Below are 17,756 nucleotides of genomic sequence, written 5' to 3' on the forward strand. Positions count from 1 at the left end.
GCGCGCGTGGTTCGCTCAGCGCGCCGTGCCACAGGTGCGCAATCGGGAGTGTCGTATGGTTGATGGCTCCGCCGTTCTCGGCGTTTTCTCGGTGTACATCGCCGGCGTGGTGATTCCCGGCCCGAACTTCGTCGCGGTCGCGCACAAGGCCGCGTCAGCTACGCGTCTCGAGGCGCTGGCTGTAGTCGCCGGCATCGTGCTGGTGAATCTGTTCTGGGCGACTTGCGCGATCCTCGGCGTCGGCATCGTGTTCGCCGCGTTCCCGTGGCTCGCGCTCGCGGTCAAGGTGGCCGGCGCCGCTTACCTGATCTGGTTCGGCGGACGGTTGATCGTCAATGCGTCGGCGGGCAAGCCGGCCCCCACGCTGGATGCGCCGGCAGGCGGCTTCCGCCAGGCATTCGCGCAAGGTTTCGCGACCAACATCGCGAATCCGAAATCGATGGCATTCTTCGCCGCGGTGTTCTCATCGGCGGCGCCCGCGCATGTGAGCGTCGGCACGTTTGCCGCGATGCTCGGCATGGTGTGCGTCGTCGCGAGCAGCTGGTACGGCTTTGTCGCGCTGACGCTGTCGCATGCGCGAATCGCGTCGGCATACCGGCGCAGCAAGGCGTGGGTCGATCGAGTGTGCGGCGGTCTGATCGTTGCACTGGGCGTGCGTCAGTTGATCCGCTAGCCCGCTCGCCGACGCTTCAATACGGTTTCAATGCGCGAGGCCGCGCGCGCGTTCGAGCAGCAAGTCGCGCTCGCGTGCGTTGCGCGTCATCGCGGCGGCGCGTTCGAACTCGGCGCGCGCTTCTTCAACGCGCCCGAGTTTCATCAGCAGATCGCCGCGCACGCTGGGCAGCCAGTGATAGTTCGCGAGCGCCGCATCGGCGGCAAGCGCGTCGACGATCTCAAGACCGGCAGCCGGTCCGAACGCCATCCCCACCGCGACCGCGCGATTCAACTCGACCACCGGCGACGGCGCCACCTGTGCAAGCGCGTCATATAGCGCGACGATCTGCGCCCAATCGGTATCTTCGGCGCGGCGCGCGCGCGCATGACATGCGGCCAGCGCGGCCTGCAACGCGTACGGACCGCTCGCGCCGCCCAGCGCGTGCGAGTGGTCGAGCGCGGCGAGTCCACGGCGGATCAGCAACGGGTCCCAGCGGCTGCGATCCTGATCGAGCAGCAGCACCGGACGGCCCTGCGCATCGGTGCGCGCGTGCGTGCGCGAGGCTTGGACCTCCATCAACGCAACGAGGCCGTACACTTCGCTCTCGCCAGGCACGAGCCCGACGAGCACGCGTCCGAGCCGCAACGCTTCCTCGCATAACGCCGGACGCATCCAGTCGTCACCGGCCGTGGCCGAATAGCCTTCGTTAAAGATCAGGTAGATCACCTGCAGCACCGACGCAAGCCGCGGCGCGCGCGCGTCCGCTTGCGGCACCTCGAACGGCACCTTCGCCGCGGACAGCGTGCGCTTCGCACGCACGATCCGCTGGGCGATGGTCGGCTCGGGCACGAGAAACGCGCGCGCGATTTCGTCGGTGGTCAGGCCGCCGAGCAGGCGCAGCGTGAGCGCAACGCGCGCGTCGGTCGACAGCACCGGATGGCACGCGGTGAACACCAGCCGCAGCAGATCGTCGCCGATATCGTCGGCGCGCGCGGCATCGAGGCTATCGACGAAATCCGGCACGACGTGCGCCTCGCGCGCGTCGAGATCGTGGCCCAGCTCCTCGCGCTTGCGCGCATGCAGCGCTTCCTGCCGCAAGCGGTCGAGCGCACGGTTCTTCGCGGTCGCCATCAGCCACGCTCCCGGATTGTCGGGCACGCCCGCAGCGGGCCAATGTTCGAGCGCGGCCACGAGCGCGTCCTGCGCGAGTTCTTCGGCAAGGCCCACGTCGCGCACGATCCGCGCGACGTGGGCGATGACCTTGGCGGACTCGATCCGCCAGACTGCCTCGATGGCACGATGGGTGGCCTGCGTCGTCACGGCCTCAACCCGCTGCCTGCGCGTTCGGGTCCATGTAGATTAGCTCCCAGATATGCCCGTCGATGTCTTCAAAGCCATGCCCATACATGAAACCGTAGTCCTGTGGCGCGCGCGGCACCGTGCCGCCGGCGGCGAGTGCCTTGGCGACCAGCGCATCCACCTCGCCCCGGCTCTCGCACGACAGACCCACCAGCGCCTCGGTGCTTTCCTTTGGATTGCAAAGCGACTTGCGCGTGAAGGATTTGAACAGGTCCTTGACCAGCAGCATCGCGTAGATGTTGTCGCCGAGGATCAGACAGGCCGCCTGCTCGTTCGTGAACTGCGGCTCGAAGCTGAAGCCGATCGTGTTGAAGAAGGCCTTCGACCGTTCGAGATCGTCGACGGCGAGATTCACGTAAATCTGCTTGTGCATAACGAAGTCCTCTTAATGCTTTGTGGACCGGGCCGCCCAGTGCAGCGAATCAGCCGGCCCCGTTCGACTCAGCTCGCCTCGGCCAGCGTCTTCAGATGGCGCAGGCCATTCTCGAAGTCCTTGCCGACCATCCGGTCCATGCTGACGAACACCTGCGCCAGCTTCGACAGATACGGCGCGGGACCGTGCATCGCCCAGGTCACCTCGGTGGCGTCGCCCTCCGGCCTCAAGGTGAACTCGGCCACGTTGTGCGCTTCGAATGGCGTGATGATATCGAGCTTCATCGTCACGTTCGACGCGGCCGTCGTATCGACGATTTCCATCTGCCCCTCGCCGAGCTTTTCGCCCTGCCACGCATAGCGCGCGCCCTTGCCGTCCGGCGTGCCGCTGTACGTGCCTTGCGCTGTGGGGTCCTTGCGCAGAAACGGATTCCACAGGTTGAACCGGTGCAGGTCGTCGATCAGCGCATAGATCCGCTCGGGCGGCGCCTGAATGCGCACGCTGCGTTCGATCCGGAAGCTGTCGGGCCGGGTCGCCGCGTAAGCGAGCAGCAGGGCCACTGCCACAAGCACGACGAGCGGCGAGTTCTTGAGCATGATGGTTCCTTTCGGAGGCGTTGTTCGGCTCGATGCGGAATTCGCACAGGAGCGGCGCGCCGATCGGCAAGCACGCCGGCTCGCGGCTCAGCGCCGCGACGCTTCCAGATCACGAAACCGATCCACCTCGGGACCGGGTTCGAAATCGTCGAGTTCGAACAGTTGCCGCACTTCGATTTCACCATCGGCCTGCTCGCCGAACGGCGCGGGAAAACGCCGCGCCCATTCCATCGCCTCTTCTCGCGAGCGCACCTGGATCAGCGTATAGCCCGCGATCAGTTCCTTGCTCTCGGTGAACGGGCCGTCGACGACCGTGCGGCTGCCGCCGCTGTAGCGGATCCGCCAGCCTTTGGAACTGGGCTGCAAACCGGTGGCGTCGAGCAGCACACCGGCTTTGGCGAGTTCTTCGTGATACGCGCCCATCACGGCCATCAAGGATGGTTCCGGCATTTCGCCCGCTTCGCTGGCGGCCGTCGCTTTAACCAGGATCATGAATCGCATCGCCGTTGCTCCTTTTTTGTCGGGTGAAGAGCCTTGTGCATGGCCGGCTCCTTACACACACGACGAGCAATACGCGGCAAGATCGACACTGTTGCCGACACTCCAGGGAAAACCCCGGGCACCACGCAGGCGCGAGACGTTGTCGATTACATGAAACACGGTCCGAGCTTGCGGACTTCCACCGTACACCACGACGCCGCCGGGCAGGCTTGCGCGATCGCCACCGCTTCTTCGCGGGTTTCACAATTGAGCAGGAAGAAGCCGCCGATCATTTCCTTCGCTTCGGCGAACGGGCCGTCGAGCAGTTTCGGCTGTCCGTCACGGACCTGCACGCGCACGGCATCGCTCTGGGAAGTGAGGGATTCGACCGCGAGCAGTTTGCCGCGCTCCTTGAGGTCGGCGGCGAAATGCACCATCCGGTCATAGACTTCGCGCCCCGCCGCTTCACCGCGCTCGACACGCTGATTCGGGGGTTCGACGATGAGCAACATGTAAGACATGGTGTCTCCGATTGATCACACCGCTCACGGCACCCTCCGGCGGGAGCCGGGTGGCAACACACGCGCTGGCGGCAAAGAGGGGAGAGCCAGTCTAGCAAGCGCGGATGACACCCGCAAACCGAATGCGCCGCGCACACCGCCGTTCGGCGTGCTCGTTACGGAGACTCGTAGCGGCCAGAGCGGTAGCGCGTACGCAGATCTGAGGTACGACGACTGATGCGCGTCGAGCGCAGGGTAATGCAATTGCCGAATGCAAAAAACGCCCCATGGGGCGTTTTTTTTGCTGTGCCGTGCTCTGCTTTGCAGGGAGCGCTACGGCGTCTCCGACTTTCAGACCGCCGCTTCCGCCACAAACTGCGCCTGCGCGGAGCGCATCAAGCCTTCGATCATTCTTGCTTCCGCGCTCGCAATCTCGCTCAGCGAGGCAGCCGACAGTTGCCCGTCGAGAATCGCCAGCGCCGTACAGAGCCGCGCGTATTCGTGGTCCTCAAGAGTCCACTTACCGCCTTCGCGTTCGCGCGCGTCGAGCCGAACCATCGCTGCATGGGCGCTCTCGATGTCCGCAAGCACATCCTCGCCGACGCCAAGACGCGCCAATTCCTGCGACACCAGCAGATGCCGGCTCAACGTCGTGTGGAGCGCCCGCGAACCCTGGCCGCGCCGGAACGCGTCGAGGGCCGCATAGCCCTGCAGCAGCATGGCCGCGGTGACCGGTTCGTGCGCCGTACGGCTAAAGGTCAGCGCACGCAACAGCGGGGACATGGGCGACTGGGCGTGTTTGCGGGCTCGCGATTTACTGGACATATCGATTCAACCTCCTTCACTCACTTCGCGCTTCGCCACCGAATTCTCGCGCTCCGGTCATCAACCACCGATGCGCTTGCGGCTCGACAGGCTCTAATGTGAGTCTGCATCGCCATCGTGGCAAGCAACTTTTCGTCTTACGTGCCGCAATCCTACGTCGGATTGCGCGCGGCGGCTCGCGACGCGCGGCGGACCGATGCCGAACCGCATTGCGAACTGCATTTCGAACTGCAATGCCCGCATGTCGGTTCGAAGCCCGCAAATACAAGTGCGCGATGCCTACCGGCGAAAAAAAACCCTGTTCCCGTGAAGGAACAGGGCCGGACAGGATGGAACAGTCGTACATGCGCGTGGATGCCTGTCGACCTCTAACCACCTAAACCTTATAGAGCTGTTGCTACGTAAATTGCTGTCTTACCGCCAATGCCGGTGCTGCGTGAACCGCTGTTACTTCAGGATGCTGCCGCTCCAATCACCAGCGTTATTGCTTTTGCTATCGTTGTTTCCACTGCGACTTTCACTGCCACTGCTGATGCTGTCTGAACGACTACCGCATCACAGCCCGGTCCTTCGACTTCGACTACTCCTGGCTGCAAACCCCCTGCTGCTTCGCGCATATCGTGCGGATTGCGCGTTGTTGCATTGCTTCTACTGCCTACTGCCTTACTGCCCTGCCGCGTTCGACGACCACGGCAAACTGCCATCAACGGTACGGTTCAAAACAACGCGGGGGATGACCGCGTCGATGGGCTCGGTGTTTTGTCGCGCCATGGAAAACAGTGTATGCGAGTGCATCCGCACGCAATTGCGCGAAGCGAGGGGCTTTGCCGGCCTAATTTGGCGAATCGATGTAACAGGGGGTTTTCGTCGGAGGTAAGCGACGGTCGGCGCTCTGGCGCAGACGGCGACTGGCAGCAGCGATGGGACCGGGCAGGCGCAAAGGAGTACGACAACAAACACACGTGCGACGGCACGATCGCCGTCGCACGCTTTCAGTTCAAACGCGCGCGCAAAGCGGGCTCCCAAGCAGGCCACCGCACCGCACGCATGAGATCGACTCGAAGAACATCAACCGCGCGCGGCAAAATCGCTGATCGTCAACAACACCTTTTCGCCGGGGCGCGCGAGCAGTTTTCTCTCCGCGACCGCTGTGATGCGTTTGCGTCCGTCCGCAAATGTCTTCAGAACGCGCGCCTCGGCCGCGCCGCGTTGCAGCCAGAAATGCTCTTCCAACGCCTCACGCGTGACGGCGCATTCGAGGTCCCGTCCTCGCGTCGAAAGCTGGAAAATCACCGCACGTCCGTCCGCAGAGACGCTGGGTTCAAGTTCGACAACTTCCATGGCTCACCTCGCAAAGTTCGTTAAACCGTTCGCCGTATTGAACGAACGTCACCGAAAAACCCGAATGAAACGAAAACCCGCCACCGCACGTGATCACCCATCACAGCGGCCCATAAACAGGCGGACGAGCCGTCATGCATGCGGCGACCACCGCTCGCGGCAAACGCCACACGTCTGCGCAAAGCGCAAACAACCTGTGTCAGGACAAAAGACGGACGTGACGGCTTCGCCATCGACTCCGCGCATGACAGCGTGTGATTTCGGGTCCCGCATTTTTCGTTCTTATGCCAACCGGCACCGCTTCCCTGCGTTCCGGCGCCTGCCCCGGGAGAAGCGGAACCGGCTCGGGCCAGCATGACGCGGATGAGACAAAAGCAAAGCACATGCCAACCACCGTTGCCCGCCTCACGCTGCCGGCCGAGCGATCCAGGCCCGCCACGCGCGCGCCCAACATGTCGGCTCGCAAACATCGGCCGCGCCTGAAACAGCGCAGCTCGACCAGCCCGCTTCCCAGTCGGACGAACGCCTGTCCGCAAGAGCGAGCGTTCGCATGGATCACGGAGGTCGAAAGACGAAAACATAGCCGCGTGGTAAAAAAGCGCTGCTGGCGCGACAATTCACGACCATTCTTACTCACCGCCCGCGCGGGAAACGTGCGCGTGGCAACGTTACCGACATGTCCGTTCAAGAACCTGCCCTGACCCTGCGCCCTGCGCTTGGCGACGACGAGAGCTTTCTGTTCGAACTGCGCAAGGCCACCATGACGGAACACCTTGCGCGCGCCGGCGAACCGACGCACGACGTCGAACATCGCGCGCGTCTGCTGCATCGGTATGACACGGCGCGGGTCATCTGTATCGACGGGGCGCCGGCCGGCCTGCTGAAGGCGCATCGCACCGACACCGAATGGGTGGTCGTGCAATTGCAGATCACGCCGGCGCTGCAAGGGCGCGGCATCGGCGGACGCGCGCTGCGTACGGTCTTGCGCGCCGCTCAGAACGACGCGTTGCCGGTCGCGTTGAAGGTGCTCAAGGGCAATCCCGCGAGACGTCTGTACGATCGGCTCGGCTTCGAGATCGTCGGCAAGGATGATGCACAGTTTTACATGAGGCGCGCAGTGCGCGCGTGCACGGACACCGAAGCAGAATGAATGTCGGATAAAGACTGATGCCGGCCGATACCGACTCTATGTGATGGACCCTGATATGACCTTCCGCGACACCTCCGCCATCGACAGCTGGCACGCCCATATCTATTTCGATGCGAACAGCCGCGACGCTGCGTGGACCTTTCGCGAGCAGATCGAAGCGCGCTGGGGCGGCCAGTTGCAGATCGGCCGCTTTCACGAACGCCCGGTCGGCCCGCATCCGATGTGGTCGTATCAGCTCGGCTTCACGCAGGCGCAGTTCGCCGACGTGGTCGGCTGGCTCACGCTGAATCACGGCGCGCTCGACGTTTTCCTGCATCCGAATACCGGCGACGCGCTGCGCGATCACCGCGACGCGGCCGTGTGGATCGGCCGCTCATACGAACTGGTGTTGAAGTCGCTGATGTGAGCGGCGCCATACCGACCCGCACGCTCAAGTGCTCACATAGTCGAATACGAACTGCACCAGCCGCGCGCGGCGACCTGCTTGTCGCCGAATAGCGTGCAGCCGCCATAGGCGTCGGTCGCCGCGCCCTGGAACAGCGAGCAGTTGGCGCACGTTTGTCCCGCAGCGAAGCCGGGGAATTTCGCTTTGTCGACCTTCGAGGCGTCTTCCACATAACCCACGGCTTGTGCCTTGGGATCGGTTTCCCCGAGCCGGTTCACGGTGTCGGCAAAAGCGGCTTGCGATAGCACGAGCGATGAGCCGACGCCTGCGCTCAGCAGCAGAAAATGGCGGCGTGATGTTTTCATGATGTTCCGGTGGAAAGTGGGGACGCTAACCAGACGTTTTTATTTGTCGATCAATCGAGAAATCGCGTGAACCGTTCGACCGGTTCGCGCTCGGTGCGCAGCGTATTGACGAGAGCGGCTTCGTCGGCGAGACCGAGCGACATGCCGCACACTAGCTGCTCGTCTTCCGGCAAGCCGAGATGCTCCGCAATCACTCGATGGAACTGCGTGAACGCGGCCTGTGGGCAGGTATGGAGACCACGCCCGCGCGCGGCCGTCATGATCGCCTGCAGGAACATGCCGTAGTCGAGCCAACTGCCGCGCTCCATCACGCGATCGATCGTGAAGAACAAACCCACCGGCGCGCCGAAAAAACGATAGTTCTGCGCATGCTGTTCATGCATGCGCGCCTTGTCACCCTTTTCGATGCCGAGCAGACCATACAGATCCCAGCCGATCTTGCGGCGCCGGTCGAGATACGGCGACGCCCACCGCTGCGGATAGTACGGATATTCCTCGTGATACAGCGCGTCGCGCTGCGGATCGTCGTAGGCGGCGAGCAGATCGCGCGACAGACGCGCGAGCGACTCGCCCGTCACGACATACACTTTCCAGGGCTGCGTGTTGGTGCGCGAGGGCGCGCGGCTGGCGGCTTCGAGAATGGCCTCGATATCGGCGCGCGGCACCGGTTCGGGAAGAAACGCGCGAATCGAACGCCGCGTCATGAGCGCGGCTTCGACGGGATTGGCAGGTGTGGGCATCGGCGGATTCCGGCAGAGGCGGCAACATGACGGATCGTTGTAAAAATAGAGCAGCTCGTCGCCCCCAGCCGATCCAGATCGGCTGCCGCGACGTGAGCATGATGCGGATCGCGATCTTCAGGCCTTGCGGCCAGGTGTCGGGCGCACCGAGCGCGGTGCGGCTCCAGTCGTAGGCGCGGATCAGCGCACCGAGTTCGCCGCCGCCGGCAAGAAACGACGGCGCGGCCGGACCGGCGTGCGGTACATCCGGCAGGAAGCGGTCCGGCTCTTTCAACGCGATCTCCTCGGCGCGGCAGGTCAAAATGCGTGTGACCGCTATTGCGAAAGCAGTGCCCGATACGACGGATGACTAACGATGACGGCGCACTCGTAGTAGCGCGATTCTCGCATGCGGCGGGTTGCCGGAGGAAGAAGAGCTGAGCGCCAGGACTCGAAACAGCGGAGGTTTGAGCGCCGCGCGCCGACGCATGGGTCGGCCAGCGGATGGCATCGGTCAATGATGCAATGCGGCGCGGGCAATGCCAGTAAAACGTAGGCAAAACGTACCCCGACGCAGGCTGCGCCCAAGGCTGCCTTCACGGTCGGGCGGCGAGCGCCGCCCGACCGGTTTCCTTCAGCTTCCTTCAGACAGGCAAGGCCTGCGTCACATCAAACTCAGGCACACCGCGGCGGCAATCGAGCCTAGCACCAGCACCACACCCACCGTCTTGCGCTGGTTCAACTCCGTCCACAGCAGCACGCCGGTGAGCGACAGCAGAATGAGGCTGCCCGCGAGCGTGTCGATCAGCAGCACCCAGCCGACGCTCAAGCCGACGCCCTTGTGCAGATTCGTCAGCATTGCGAGGAACGTGTTTTCGCTGCGCCTGACGGTCACATAGCCATTGCCGACCCAGTATTCGGCCGACGTGTTTTCATGGGGGATGCGAAATTCAGCTGCCAGCGCTCGGGCTGGACGACGCTGCGCTCGCCCCACGCAACCGGATGCGCAGGCTCCTTCTGCACGCGCCCCGGGTTGCCGGCGATCTTCAGTTCGTGCTTGAGCCACTTGCCCAACTCACGCGGCGTGTCCGGCGCCGGTTGCGGCAACGGCACCTGCAACACCGACACTTGCGGCTCGCCCGTCGACACTCGCAGCGGGCCGCCGCGATGGTTCAGAAAGAACCCCGTGGTGCCGAACAGCAGGCCGAGCGCCGCGCCCCACAAACCCACCCAGCCATGCATCTTGCGCAGCCATTTGATGAAGCTCGCGCGGCGCGAGCGCTGCTGCCGCGACTTCAGTTCGCCGCTGTCGAGCCGTTGCGGCTCGCGCGCGGCGCGATCCACGCCCGCCGTCGATTGTCTGTCGATAGTGTCGGGGACGCTCACGTTTCGCTCCAGGTACGCAGTAGATTGTGATAACAGCCGACGAGGCTGCGGCGTGCGGTGTCGTCGGCGTGGGTGGCATTCAGGCGTTGAATTGCGGTGTCCATGTCGAACAGCAGCGCACGTTGCGTATCGTTGCGCACGAGGCTTTGCACCCAGAAGAAACTGGCGATGCGCGCGCCGCGCGTGACCGGCGTGACCTGATGCAGACTGGTGGCCGGATAGACGATCATGTCGCCCGCCGGCAGTTTCACCTGCTGCACACCATAGGTGTCTTCGATTACGAGTTCGCCGCCGTCGTATTCGTCCGGTCCGGAAAGGAACAGCGTCACCGAGACATCGGTGCGCAGCTTCACGCCGTTGGGCAGCACGCGCACCGCGCCGTCGACATGGCTGCCGAACTGCATGCCGCCTTCGTAGCGGTTGAACAGCGGCGGATACACCTGGTTGGGCAACACCGCGCTGATGAAGAGCGGATTGCGCTCGATCGCCGCGAGAATCACGTCGCCAAGCTCGCGCGCCACCGGCGTGTGCTCGGCGATCTGCTGGTTGCGCTTGACCGGCGCGCCCTGATAACCGGCGGTCGCGCGGCCGTCGACCCAGGCGTCGCCGGCCTGCTCGAGCCGTTCGCGCACGAAGCGCAAGCGTTCGGCGTCCAGTACTTTCGGAATCTGCAGCAACATGATGTTTCCTTTGCGTCGGGCTCGGCGGTTTTGCAAAAACCGCCAAGCCTACCGTATTCGCCCCGTCCGTATCAGAAGCGATAGTCGAACGTCGCGAGCAGCGTGCGTCCGATACCCGGCACCGAGCGGCCACCGTCCGACGGAATCAGCGCGTCGAAGTACGCCTTGTTGGTCAGGTTCAGCAGGTTCAGACGCACGTCGAACTTTTTCGCGTGATAGGCCGCGGTCGCGTCCCAGCGCGTGTAGCCCGGCACCCGCACGTAGTTGGTGTTCGACGCATAACGCGGCGACATGTAGATCGGGCCGCCGCCGATCTCCCAATGCGGCGTGATCGCGTAAGTCGTCCAGAGCGTCAGCGTGTTGCGCGGCGTGTTGGCCGGGGTGTGGCCTTGCGTGCCGTCGAGCGCCTTGAGGATCACCGCGTCCATGTACGTGTAGCCGCCGAACACCTGCCACTTGTCGGTGATGTGGCCGGTCACGCCCGCCTGGAAACCGTCCACGCGGATGTCGCCGGCGAGTTCGTACTCGGTCGGCGAGACCTGCGTGCGGGCATTGTCCATTTCCTCGCGGAAGAACGCGGAGGTCACGGAGATATTGCCGCCGAACAGATCCCACTTGCCGCCGACTTCATACGACTTGGTCGATTCCGGCGCGAGGTTTTGCGTCAGGTTCGTCACCGTCAGGTTTTCGAGCGACGGGTTGAACGACGTGCCGTACGAGACGTAGTACGACTGCCAGTCGGTCGGCTGGTAGATCACGCCCGCGCGCACGCTCGTGAAGAAGTTGGTCTGACTGGCGTAACCCGGCGCGTTGATCGAGTTGGTGATCGATGCCTGGAAACGATCCCAGCGCAAGCCGCCAATCACCTTCCAGTGCTGGTTCAGGGAGACGGTGTCGTTCAGGTACGCGCCGATTTCGGTCGCGCCGGAGTCGGCGTGGTTGCCGACCGAGGTCGTCACGTTGGACGGCGTATCCATGATCGGCGGATTCAGCATCGGCACGATCGGCAGGTTGTTGCGCGTGTATGCCTGGTTCGAATAGCTGTCGTGACCGATCTCGAAGCCGGCGATCAGGTCGTGCTTGATCGGCCCGGTGTTGAATTTGTATTCGAGCATCGTGTCGTTGTAGATCGCGCGGTTCTCGATCACACGGTCATGGCTCTGCAGTTTGATGAACAGCTGCGACGGCGACAGCGTCGTGAAGTTGCCGTTGGTCAACGCGGTGCTCGACGACAGCGGCCCCGTCAGCACCGCCTGCGGCGCGGTTTCGCGCGCATCGGTCTCCGAGTGCGAGAACTGCGTCTGGTTGGTCAGCGTGAGCGCGTCCGAGAATTTGTGCTTGATCCCGGCGGTGAAGATCTGCACGTCCTGGATCGTGCGGTCGTCGGTCAGGCCGTAGAAGGTGTTTCTCGGCACCGGCGACGGGCGGCCGTTCAACGCCTGGATGCCGTAGTCGGGCATGTCGTGGTTATGCTGGATCAGCGCGGACAGCGTCACCTCGGTCGGCGTGCCGATGCCGAAGCGGACTTCCGGCGCGATGCCGAAGTCCTTGTTCTTCATCACGTCGCGCGTCGAACCGAGGCTTTGGCCGAACGCGTTCAGGCGAATCGCCGCGGTATCCGTGAGCTTGTGATTTACGTCGACGGTGGTGCGGTAGCGGTCGTCGGTGCCGACCATGCCCGAGACTTCCGCGAAGTCTTTCAGCTGCGCCTTCTTGGTCACCTGATTGATCACGCCGCCCGTCGAGCCGCGGCCGAACAGCATCGACGACGGGCCGTACAGCACTTCGAGCGACTCCAGATCGAAGGTGTCGCGATAGTACTGATTGCGGTCGCGAAAGCCGTCCAGATAGATGTCGTTCTGTGCGGTGAAGCCGCGCAGGTTGATGTTGTTGCCGATCTGGCCGCCTTCGGCCGCGCCGATCGTCACACCGGGCGCGTTGCGCAGCGCATCCGTCAACGACGTCGCGCCTTGCGAGGCGAGCAGGTCTCTATTGATGACGGTGACGGTCTGCGGAATATCGCGCAATGCGGTCGGCGTCTTCGCACCGACCGTCGAACGTTCCGCCTGGAAGTCCTGCTGCTCGGCCTGCGCCGCGACGCCGATGGCCGGCAGTGTGCCGCTGTCGGCGACGGCGTTGGTCGATGCGTTTGCGGGTGCGTTTGGCGGATTTTTATCGGCCGCCGGTTGCGACGCGGTTTGAGGAGCAGTCTGCGCGACAGCCGGTGTCGCAAAAGGAATCGCAAAAGCTAGCGCTAACGCAGTCGCAAGCGGCGTGTGGTTGAACATTGGAAATCCCGTCAGGTGTGCGCCTACCCGATTCGCATGTCTCTCATGGAATAAGTGGCAAGCTGCCTTTGGCTGGCTTCCGGTCGCCTGAACTGAGGCAGCAGTGACGGGATTGCTGGCTAGTGGTGGTCGTTAAATGAGAATCAGTATCATTCCATATGTCCCAGCGCGCATCAATCGCGCGAGGTCTTACCTCGCGTAATGGGATTGTGTCCGTCTTTTACGAACGTATGGAATTCGTAATTTTTATTCCACTGAGCATAGCCTTTTATTACGACATGTAATTCACCATTCGCGGACTTCAAGCTACAGCAAGCCAATATGCCTATTGGTCTTCAATTGAATACTTTCAATTTAATAACAAAATGTGGACGCCCACAGTCAACATTTATTTGCAATACGGTTTATCCTTTTTGCAACGCTTTCTGCCCACCTCCTATCCCGTTCATTTCGGAGTCGTTATCCATGCAATACCGTCAATTCGGCCGCACCGGCCTGACCGTTTCGCGTCTGTGCCTCGGCACGATGACCTTCGGCCTCCAGACCGAGGAAGAAGTCTCGCATCGCATCCTCGACACCGCGGCGCACGCCGGCGTGAACTTCATCGACACGGCCAATGTTTATCCGCTCGGCGGCGGCGAGCAGATTGCCGGGCGCACGGAGGAGATCGTCGGACGCTGGCTGAAGGGCAAGCGCGAGCGCTTCATTCTCGCGACGAAGGCAGTGGGCAAGATGGGGCCGTCGGCGTGGGACCAGGGTGCGTCGCGCAAGCATCTGCTCGATGCGATCGACGCGTCGCTGCGTCGGCTCGGCACCGACTACGTGGACCTCTACCAGCTCCACTCCGACGACGCGAACACGCCCCTCGACGAAACGCTCGAAGCACTGGATACGATCGTGCGCTCAGGGAAAGCGCGCTATGTCGGCGTATCGAACTTTCTCGCGTACCGGCTCGCGCGCGCGTTAGGACGCGCCGACGTGTTGCGCGTCGCGCGCTTCGTGTCGGTCCAGCCGCGCTACAACCTGCTGTTCCGTCAGATCGAACGGGAGCTGCTGCCGCTGGCCGCCGAGGAGCAGTTGGCCGTGATGCCGTACAACCCGCTGGCGGGCGGTTTGCTGACAGGCAAGCACCAACTGGATGCCGCGCCGGCGAGCGGGCGCTTTACCGAAAGCGTCGGCAAGGCCGGCGCGATGTACCAGGAGCGGTACTGGCATAAGCGCGAGTTCGAGACGATCGAACAACTCAAGGCGATCGCGGCGCAGACCGGCGAATCGTTGACGCGGGTTTCTCTTGCGTGGGTGCTGGCCAATCCACTCGTGACGTCGGCGATTATCGGCGCGAGCCGCGCGGAGCAATTGAGCGATACGCTCGCGGCATCCGAACTCGTGCTCGATACGCAGCTCAAGACGCAACTCGATGAGGCCAGCGTGCAATATCGCTGGGGGGATGCGGCCCGATAAGCGGCGCCAGTTCACTGCAGTTTCGCGGCGGTGTGGCGGCGCGAACCAGCGCCGCCACACCGCGAATCGGGCGGCGTCAGCGTCCGTATCGCAGCACCGTGCTCGTCGCGGCAATGACGTGATCCTTGATCGCCGCAAGCAACGCATCGCGGGTCAAGCCGGTTGGCAATGCATCGGGCGGCAGATCGAGCGCGTAGACCTGGGCGACGTAGTGATGCGGCACCTCCCCGATCGGCGGACACGGCCCGTGGTAACCGGTAGCGCCCGTGCTATTCGTACCGGCGATACTGCCGGGCGGCATGGCGGCACCCGCTGCCAGCCCCGTCGTCGACGGCGCGATGCCGTACAGCACCCAATGCACGATGCCCAACCCCTTCGCACCGTCGGGATCGAAGATCGTGACCGCGAAACTCTTCGTACCCGCAGGCGCATTGCGCCATTGCAGCGCCGGCGACACGTTGCCGCCGCCGCAATTGTTGGCGCTTGCCGCATGGCTCGAATCGAGCGCGCCGCCGTCGGCCAGACCCGGCGACGCGACCGCGAACGCTTGCGCCGCGTACGCCTGCGCGCTCGCCAACGCGAACACTGCGCAGACACTGGCGCAGCGCAAATGTCTTGCAAAGCCGTTTTGCTTCATTGTGAATCGCTCCTCGCCAGGGCTTCTTCGGCCCGGCATCACTTGAACGGTCCGCTGCGTTGATTCGCTTCGGGCAACTGCCGCGTTTCGCGCACCGAGCGCGGATGCCATAAGCGCGCGCCGCCTTCGATACCGGCATCGTTCGAGACGGTCGCCACGTTCGACGGCAGATCGAAGTCGAGACGCGCCGCGTTGCCGCCGCCGATCCACAACTTGTCGTAGTTCACCAGCGACGCCAGAATCCCGATCACCTTGTAAACGCGCCGGTTCCAGCGCTTATTCCCCGCCTTCGCGCGCGCGGCCTCGCCGATGTACTCGTCGTACGCGACGCCCTTCTTGCTGACCGGATGATGCGCGAGTTCGAGATGCGGCATCAACTCGCCGTCGCGGAACATTGCGGTGCCGGCGCCGGTGCCGAGCGTCAACACGAATTCGAGGCCATGTCCTTCGATTGCGGCAAAGCCTTGCATCTCGGCGTCGTTGATCATGCGCACCGGCAAGCCGCCCAGGCGCTGCGCGAGCGCGTCGGCGAGCGGGATATCGTGCCAGCCTTCGAGCCCGAAGTGCGGCGCGGTCAGAATGCGGTTGTTGCGCACCACGCCCGGAAAGCCGATCGACATGAGCGTGGGCGGCGCTTCGTCGACGAGCGGTGCGACCAGCTTCGCCAGCGTATCCACCAACTGATCCGGCGTGCACGGATGCGGTGTGGCCACTCGCACACGCTCGGTTTTCATCTGGCCGTCCGCGTCGATGATCGAGGCCTTCAGGCCGGTGCCGCCGACGTCGATGGCCAGAATCCGCTCGGCGCTGCCCGCCACTTTCGTCTTGCCGGCTGTCTTGCCTGCTGTCTTGCCTGCTGTCTTGCCTGCTGTCTTGCTTGCTGCCGTACGTTTAGCCACGGTGTCCCCCCCGTTGAGTTGGTGCGCTGTTGGTCTTACTTCTTCCCGACTGGATTCCTGTTCAACGGCCGCCATGCATGGCCATCGCGTGCGAGCAGCGCGTCGGCCTGCGCGGGGCCCTCGCTGCCGGCCGCATATCCGTGCACTGGCATGGCGCCGCCGCCTTTCGGATGCAGCACATCGTCCACCGCGCACCAGCTCGTTTCGATGCTGTCGGCGCGCTGGAACAAAGTCTCGTCGCCGAGCATGCAGTCGTACAGCAGCGTCTCATAGCCGACGTTCGCGCTCGCCGCGAAGAAGTCCGCATAGTTGAACGACGACTGCACCCCACCGATCTGCATCACCGGCCCCGGCGTTTTCACGTTGAAGTCGAAGCTCGTGCCGTGCGCGGGATCGATGCGCAAGGTCAGCACGTTCGGCGTGAGCGCGTCGACCGGCGTATCGCGGAACAGACGGAACGGCACCGGCTTCAGTTGCACCGAGATTTCCGTGCGGCGCGCGGCGAGGCGCTTGCCGGTACGCAGATAAAACGGCACCCCGGCCCAGCGCCAGTTCTCGACGAACACGCGCGCCGCTGCGTAGGTCTCGGTCGTGCTGCCGGGCGCGACGTCCGGCTCCTCACGATAGCCGACGCCCGCCGGACCCTTTTCGTATTGCCCGAACACGACGTCGTCGGGTTTGAGCGGCTGGATCGCGTCGAAGATTTCGGCCTTCTTGTCGCGCACGGCTTCGGCGTCGAATGAATTGGGCGGCTCCATCGCGACCATGCCGAGCAGCTGGAACAGGTGGTTCGGCACCATGTCGCGAAACGCGCCGGTCTGTTCGTAGAACTTGCCGCGCCCTTCCACGCCGATCGTTTCCGCCGCAGTGATCTGCACACTGTCGATATATTCGCGCCGCCATACCGGTTCGAACAGCGCATTCGCGAAACGCACGGCGAGAATGCTCTGCACGGTGTCCTTACCGAGAAAGTGATCGATGCGATACACCTGCTCTTCTTTTGCGTACGACAGGATGTGCGCGTTCAGATCGCGCGCCGAGGCGAGATCGGTGCCGAACGGCTTCTCGACCACGAGACGGCGAAAGCCGGCGCCGTCATTCCCCTCGCCTTCCTTCAACAAGCCCGCTTTGCCGAGATGCTCGACGATCGGCTTGAAAAAGCGCGAACCCACCGCGAGGTAGAAGATCACGTTGCCGCCGGGCGACTGCGCGAGCTTCTGCTTGAGCTTCGCGAAGGTGTCGTCGGTTTCGAATTCGCCCGCCATGTATTCGAGGCGTTGCGCGACCCAGTCCCATGCCTGGTCGTCGAGCTTGCCGGCATGGAAGGTGCTGGCTTTGTCGGCGGCGAATTGCTGGAGCGACTTGTGCAGGTCTTCGCGCCACTCGGGCGTCTCGCGCTCGCCGTGATTGACGCCGATGATCTTCATCGCGCCGTCGAGCAGGCCGTCCACCGCGAGGTTGTACAGCGCGGGCATCAGCAGCCGTTTGGTGAGGTCGCCGCCGGCGCCGAAGATCACGAGCGTGCAAGGCGGCGCGGGCCGCTTGCCGGGTGGCGACGCCGGCGCATCGTGCGGACTCGCGCTGACCTTGCAGCTCGGCGCCTGAGCGGCGGCGGGGTGATCTGAAGCCTGGGTGTTCGGTGTAGTCGACATGGGAT

At 63.7% G+C, this 17,756-nt stretch carries 18 protein-coding genes and 1 pseudogene; 4 read left to right on the forward strand and 15 right to left on the reverse strand.

What is annotated here, in order from left to right:
• Window positions 1–55 precede the first annotated feature (55 nt).
• Entirely contained in the window at window positions 56–673 is a 618-nt protein-coding gene (locus tag B0G69_RS17450; protein WP_121319545.1) for a LysE family translocator, read from the forward strand.
• Window positions 674–700: 27 nt separating this feature from the next.
• Here the strand turns inward: B0G69_RS17450 and B0G69_RS17455 are convergent, their stop codons facing one another.
• From B0G69_RS17455 to B0G69_RS17485, 7 genes are all read right to left on the reverse strand, one after another.
• Window positions 701–1,975: an RNA polymerase sigma factor gene (locus tag B0G69_RS17455; protein ID WP_121319547.1), complete on the reverse strand. Its 1,275-nt coding sequence runs from the start codon at window positions 1,973–1,975 to the stop codon at window positions 701–703.
• 4 nt (window positions 1,976–1,979) lie between these two features.
• Window positions 1,980–2,387: a VOC family protein gene (locus B0G69_RS17460; RefSeq protein WP_121319549.1), complete on the reverse strand. Its 408-nt coding sequence runs from the start codon at window positions 2,385–2,387 to the stop codon at window positions 1,980–1,982.
• 68 nt (window positions 2,388–2,455) lie between these two features.
• Window positions 2,456–2,983 (reverse strand): SRPBCC family protein, encoded by a 528-nt coding sequence (locus tag B0G69_RS17465; protein WP_121319551.1) that lies wholly within the window; start codon window positions 2,981–2,983, stop codon window positions 2,456–2,458.
• Between the two features lie 87 nt (window positions 2,984–3,070).
• A complete protein-coding gene (locus B0G69_RS17470; protein WP_121319553.1) occupies window positions 3,071–3,484 on the reverse strand; it encodes a YciI family protein in 414 nt (137 codons plus the stop codon).
• Between the two features lie 146 nt (window positions 3,485–3,630).
• On the reverse strand, window positions 3,631–3,984 hold the full coding sequence (locus B0G69_RS17475; RefSeq protein ID WP_121319555.1) for a YciI family protein: 354 nt from the start codon (window positions 3,982–3,984) through the stop codon (window positions 3,631–3,633).
• Window positions 3,985–4,314: 330 nt separating this feature from the next.
• The gene (locus tag B0G69_RS17480) at window positions 4,315–4,788 is read right to left on the reverse strand and encodes a hypothetical protein (protein ID WP_121319557.1); all 474 of its coding nucleotides are present in this window, start codon (window positions 4,786–4,788) and stop codon (window positions 4,315–4,317) included.
• A 1,068-nt stretch (window positions 4,789–5,856) separates the two neighbouring features.
• Window positions 5,857–6,129 (reverse strand): DUF1488 domain-containing protein, encoded by a 273-nt coding sequence (locus B0G69_RS17485; protein WP_121319559.1) that lies wholly within the window; start codon window positions 6,127–6,129, stop codon window positions 5,857–5,859.
• Window positions 6,130–6,805: 676 nt separating this feature from the next.
• Here B0G69_RS17485 and B0G69_RS17490 point away from each other — a divergent pair.
• Window positions 6,806–7,279 carry a GNAT family N-acetyltransferase gene (locus B0G69_RS17490; protein WP_121319561.1) on the forward strand — a complete coding sequence of 158 codons (474 nt, stop codon included), beginning with the start codon at window positions 6,806–6,808 and terminating at the stop codon, window positions 7,277–7,279.
• A 55-nt stretch (window positions 7,280–7,334) separates the two neighbouring features.
• Window positions 7,335–7,685: a DOPA 4,5-dioxygenase family protein gene (locus B0G69_RS17495; RefSeq protein WP_121319563.1), complete on the forward strand. Its 351-nt coding sequence runs from the start codon at window positions 7,335–7,337 to the stop codon at window positions 7,683–7,685.
• Between the two features lie 32 nt (window positions 7,686–7,717).
• Here B0G69_RS17495 and B0G69_RS17500 read toward each other — a convergent pair whose 3' ends face one another.
• From B0G69_RS17500 to B0G69_RS17525, 5 genes and pseudogenes are all read right to left on the reverse strand, one after another.
• Entirely contained in the window at window positions 7,718–8,029 is a 312-nt protein-coding gene (locus B0G69_RS17500) for a high-potential iron-sulfur protein (RefSeq protein ID WP_121319565.1), read from the reverse strand.
• Between the two features lie 50 nt (window positions 8,030–8,079).
• On the reverse strand, window positions 8,080–8,769 hold the full coding sequence (locus B0G69_RS17505; protein WP_121323755.1) for a nitroreductase: 690 nt from the start codon (window positions 8,767–8,769) through the stop codon (window positions 8,080–8,082).
• Window positions 8,770–9,412: 643 nt separating this feature from the next.
• Window positions 9,413–10,134 (reverse strand): annotated as a pseudogene (locus tag B0G69_RS17515) (PepSY-associated TM helix domain-containing protein).
• The gene (locus B0G69_RS17520) at window positions 10,131–10,814 is read right to left on the reverse strand and encodes a Fe2+-dependent dioxygenase (RefSeq protein ID WP_121319567.1); all 684 of its coding nucleotides are present in this window, start codon (window positions 10,812–10,814) and stop codon (window positions 10,131–10,133) included. Before B0G69_RS17520 ends, B0G69_RS17515 begins: the two are co-directional and overlap by 4 nt.
• Window positions 10,815–10,885: 71 nt before the next feature.
• Complete coding sequence (locus B0G69_RS17525) at window positions 10,886–13,102, reverse strand: TonB-dependent siderophore receptor (protein ID WP_121319569.1); 2,217 nt, start codon at window positions 13,100–13,102, stop codon at window positions 10,886–10,888.
• A gap of 465 nt (window positions 13,103–13,567) precedes the next feature.
• Here B0G69_RS17525 and B0G69_RS17530 point away from each other — a divergent pair, with 465 nt between their 5' ends.
• Window positions 13,568–14,563: an aldo/keto reductase gene (locus B0G69_RS17530; RefSeq protein WP_121319571.1), complete on the forward strand. Its 996-nt coding sequence runs from the start codon at window positions 13,568–13,570 to the stop codon at window positions 14,561–14,563.
• Between the two features lie 76 nt (window positions 14,564–14,639).
• Here the strand turns inward: B0G69_RS17530 and B0G69_RS17535 are convergent, their stop codons facing one another.
• The 3 genes from B0G69_RS17535 to zwf form a co-directional block, all read right to left on the reverse strand.
• Entirely contained in the window at window positions 14,640–15,200 is a 561-nt protein-coding gene (locus tag B0G69_RS17535; protein WP_121319573.1) for a YbhB/YbcL family Raf kinase inhibitor-like protein, read from the reverse strand.
• Window positions 15,201–15,238: 38 nt separating this feature from the next.
• Window positions 15,239–16,018, reverse strand: coding sequence for an ROK family protein (locus B0G69_RS17540; protein ID WP_121319575.1), 780 nt, complete (start codon window positions 16,016–16,018; stop codon window positions 15,239–15,241).
• A 116-nt stretch (window positions 16,019–16,134) separates the two neighbouring features.
• Window positions 16,135–17,751: a glucose-6-phosphate dehydrogenase gene (gene zwf, locus B0G69_RS17545; RefSeq protein ID WP_121319577.1), complete on the reverse strand. Its 1,617-nt coding sequence runs from the start codon at window positions 17,749–17,751 to the stop codon at window positions 16,135–16,137.
• Window positions 17,752–17,756 lie beyond the last annotated feature (5 nt).

The organism is Paraburkholderia sp. RAU2J, from assembly GCF_003634845.1.
Lineage (GTDB): Bacteria > Pseudomonadota > Gammaproteobacteria > Burkholderiales > Burkholderiaceae > Paraburkholderia > Paraburkholderia fynbosensis.

Bases quoted from the DNA above. Each gene is read 5' to 3' on its own strand.
- B0G69_RS17450 (WP_121319545.1), top strand. From the start codon at position 56: ATGGTTGATGGCTCCGCCGTTCTCGGCGTTTTCTCGGTGTACATCGCC.
- B0G69_RS17460 (WP_121319549.1), bottom strand. From the start codon at position 2,387: ATGCACAAGCAGATTTACGTGAATCTCGCCGTCGACGATCTCGAACGG.
- B0G69_RS17465 (WP_121319551.1), bottom strand. From the start codon at position 2,983: ATGCTCAAGAACTCGCCGCTCGTCGTGCTTGTGGCAGTGGCCCTGCTG.
- B0G69_RS17470 (WP_121319553.1), bottom strand. From the start codon at position 3,484: ATGCGATTCATGATCCTGGTTAAAGCGACGGCCGCCAGCGAAGCGGGC.
- B0G69_RS17475 (WP_121319555.1), bottom strand. From the start codon at position 3,984: ATGTCTTACATGTTGCTCATCGTCGAACCCCCGAATCAGCGTGTCGAG.
- B0G69_RS17480 (WP_121319557.1), bottom strand. From the start codon at position 4,788: ATGTCCAGTAAATCGCGAGCCCGCAAACACGCCCAGTCGCCCATGTCC.
- B0G69_RS17485 (WP_121319559.1), bottom strand. From the start codon at position 6,129: ATGGAAGTTGTCGAACTTGAACCCAGCGTCTCTGCGGACGGACGTGCG.
- B0G69_RS17490 (WP_121319561.1), top strand. From the start codon at position 6,806: ATGTCCGTTCAAGAACCTGCCCTGACCCTGCGCCCTGCGCTTGGCGAC.
- B0G69_RS17495 (WP_121319563.1), top strand. From the start codon at position 7,335: ATGACCTTCCGCGACACCTCCGCCATCGACAGCTGGCACGCCCATATC.
- B0G69_RS17500 (WP_121319565.1), bottom strand. From the start codon at position 8,029: ATGAAAACATCACGCCGCCATTTTCTGCTGCTGAGCGCAGGCGTCGGC.
- B0G69_RS17505 (WP_121323755.1), bottom strand. From the start codon at position 8,769: ATGCCCACACCTGCCAATCCCGTCGAAGCCGCGCTCATGACGCGGCGT.
- B0G69_RS17520 (WP_121319567.1), bottom strand. From the start codon at position 10,814: ATGTTGCTGCAGATTCCGAAAGTACTGGACGCCGAACGCTTGCGCTTC.
- B0G69_RS17525 (WP_121319569.1), bottom strand. From the start codon at position 13,102: ATGTTCAACCACACGCCGCTTGCGACTGCGTTAGCGCTAGCTTTTGCG.
- B0G69_RS17530 (WP_121319571.1), top strand. From the start codon at position 13,568: ATGCAATACCGTCAATTCGGCCGCACCGGCCTGACCGTTTCGCGTCTG.
- B0G69_RS17535 (WP_121319573.1), bottom strand. From the start codon at position 15,200: ATGAAGCAAAACGGCTTTGCAAGACATTTGCGCTGCGCCAGTGTCTGC.
- zwf (WP_121319577.1), bottom strand. From the start codon at position 17,751: ATGTCGACTACACCGAACACCCAGGCTTCAGATCACCCCGCCGCCGCT.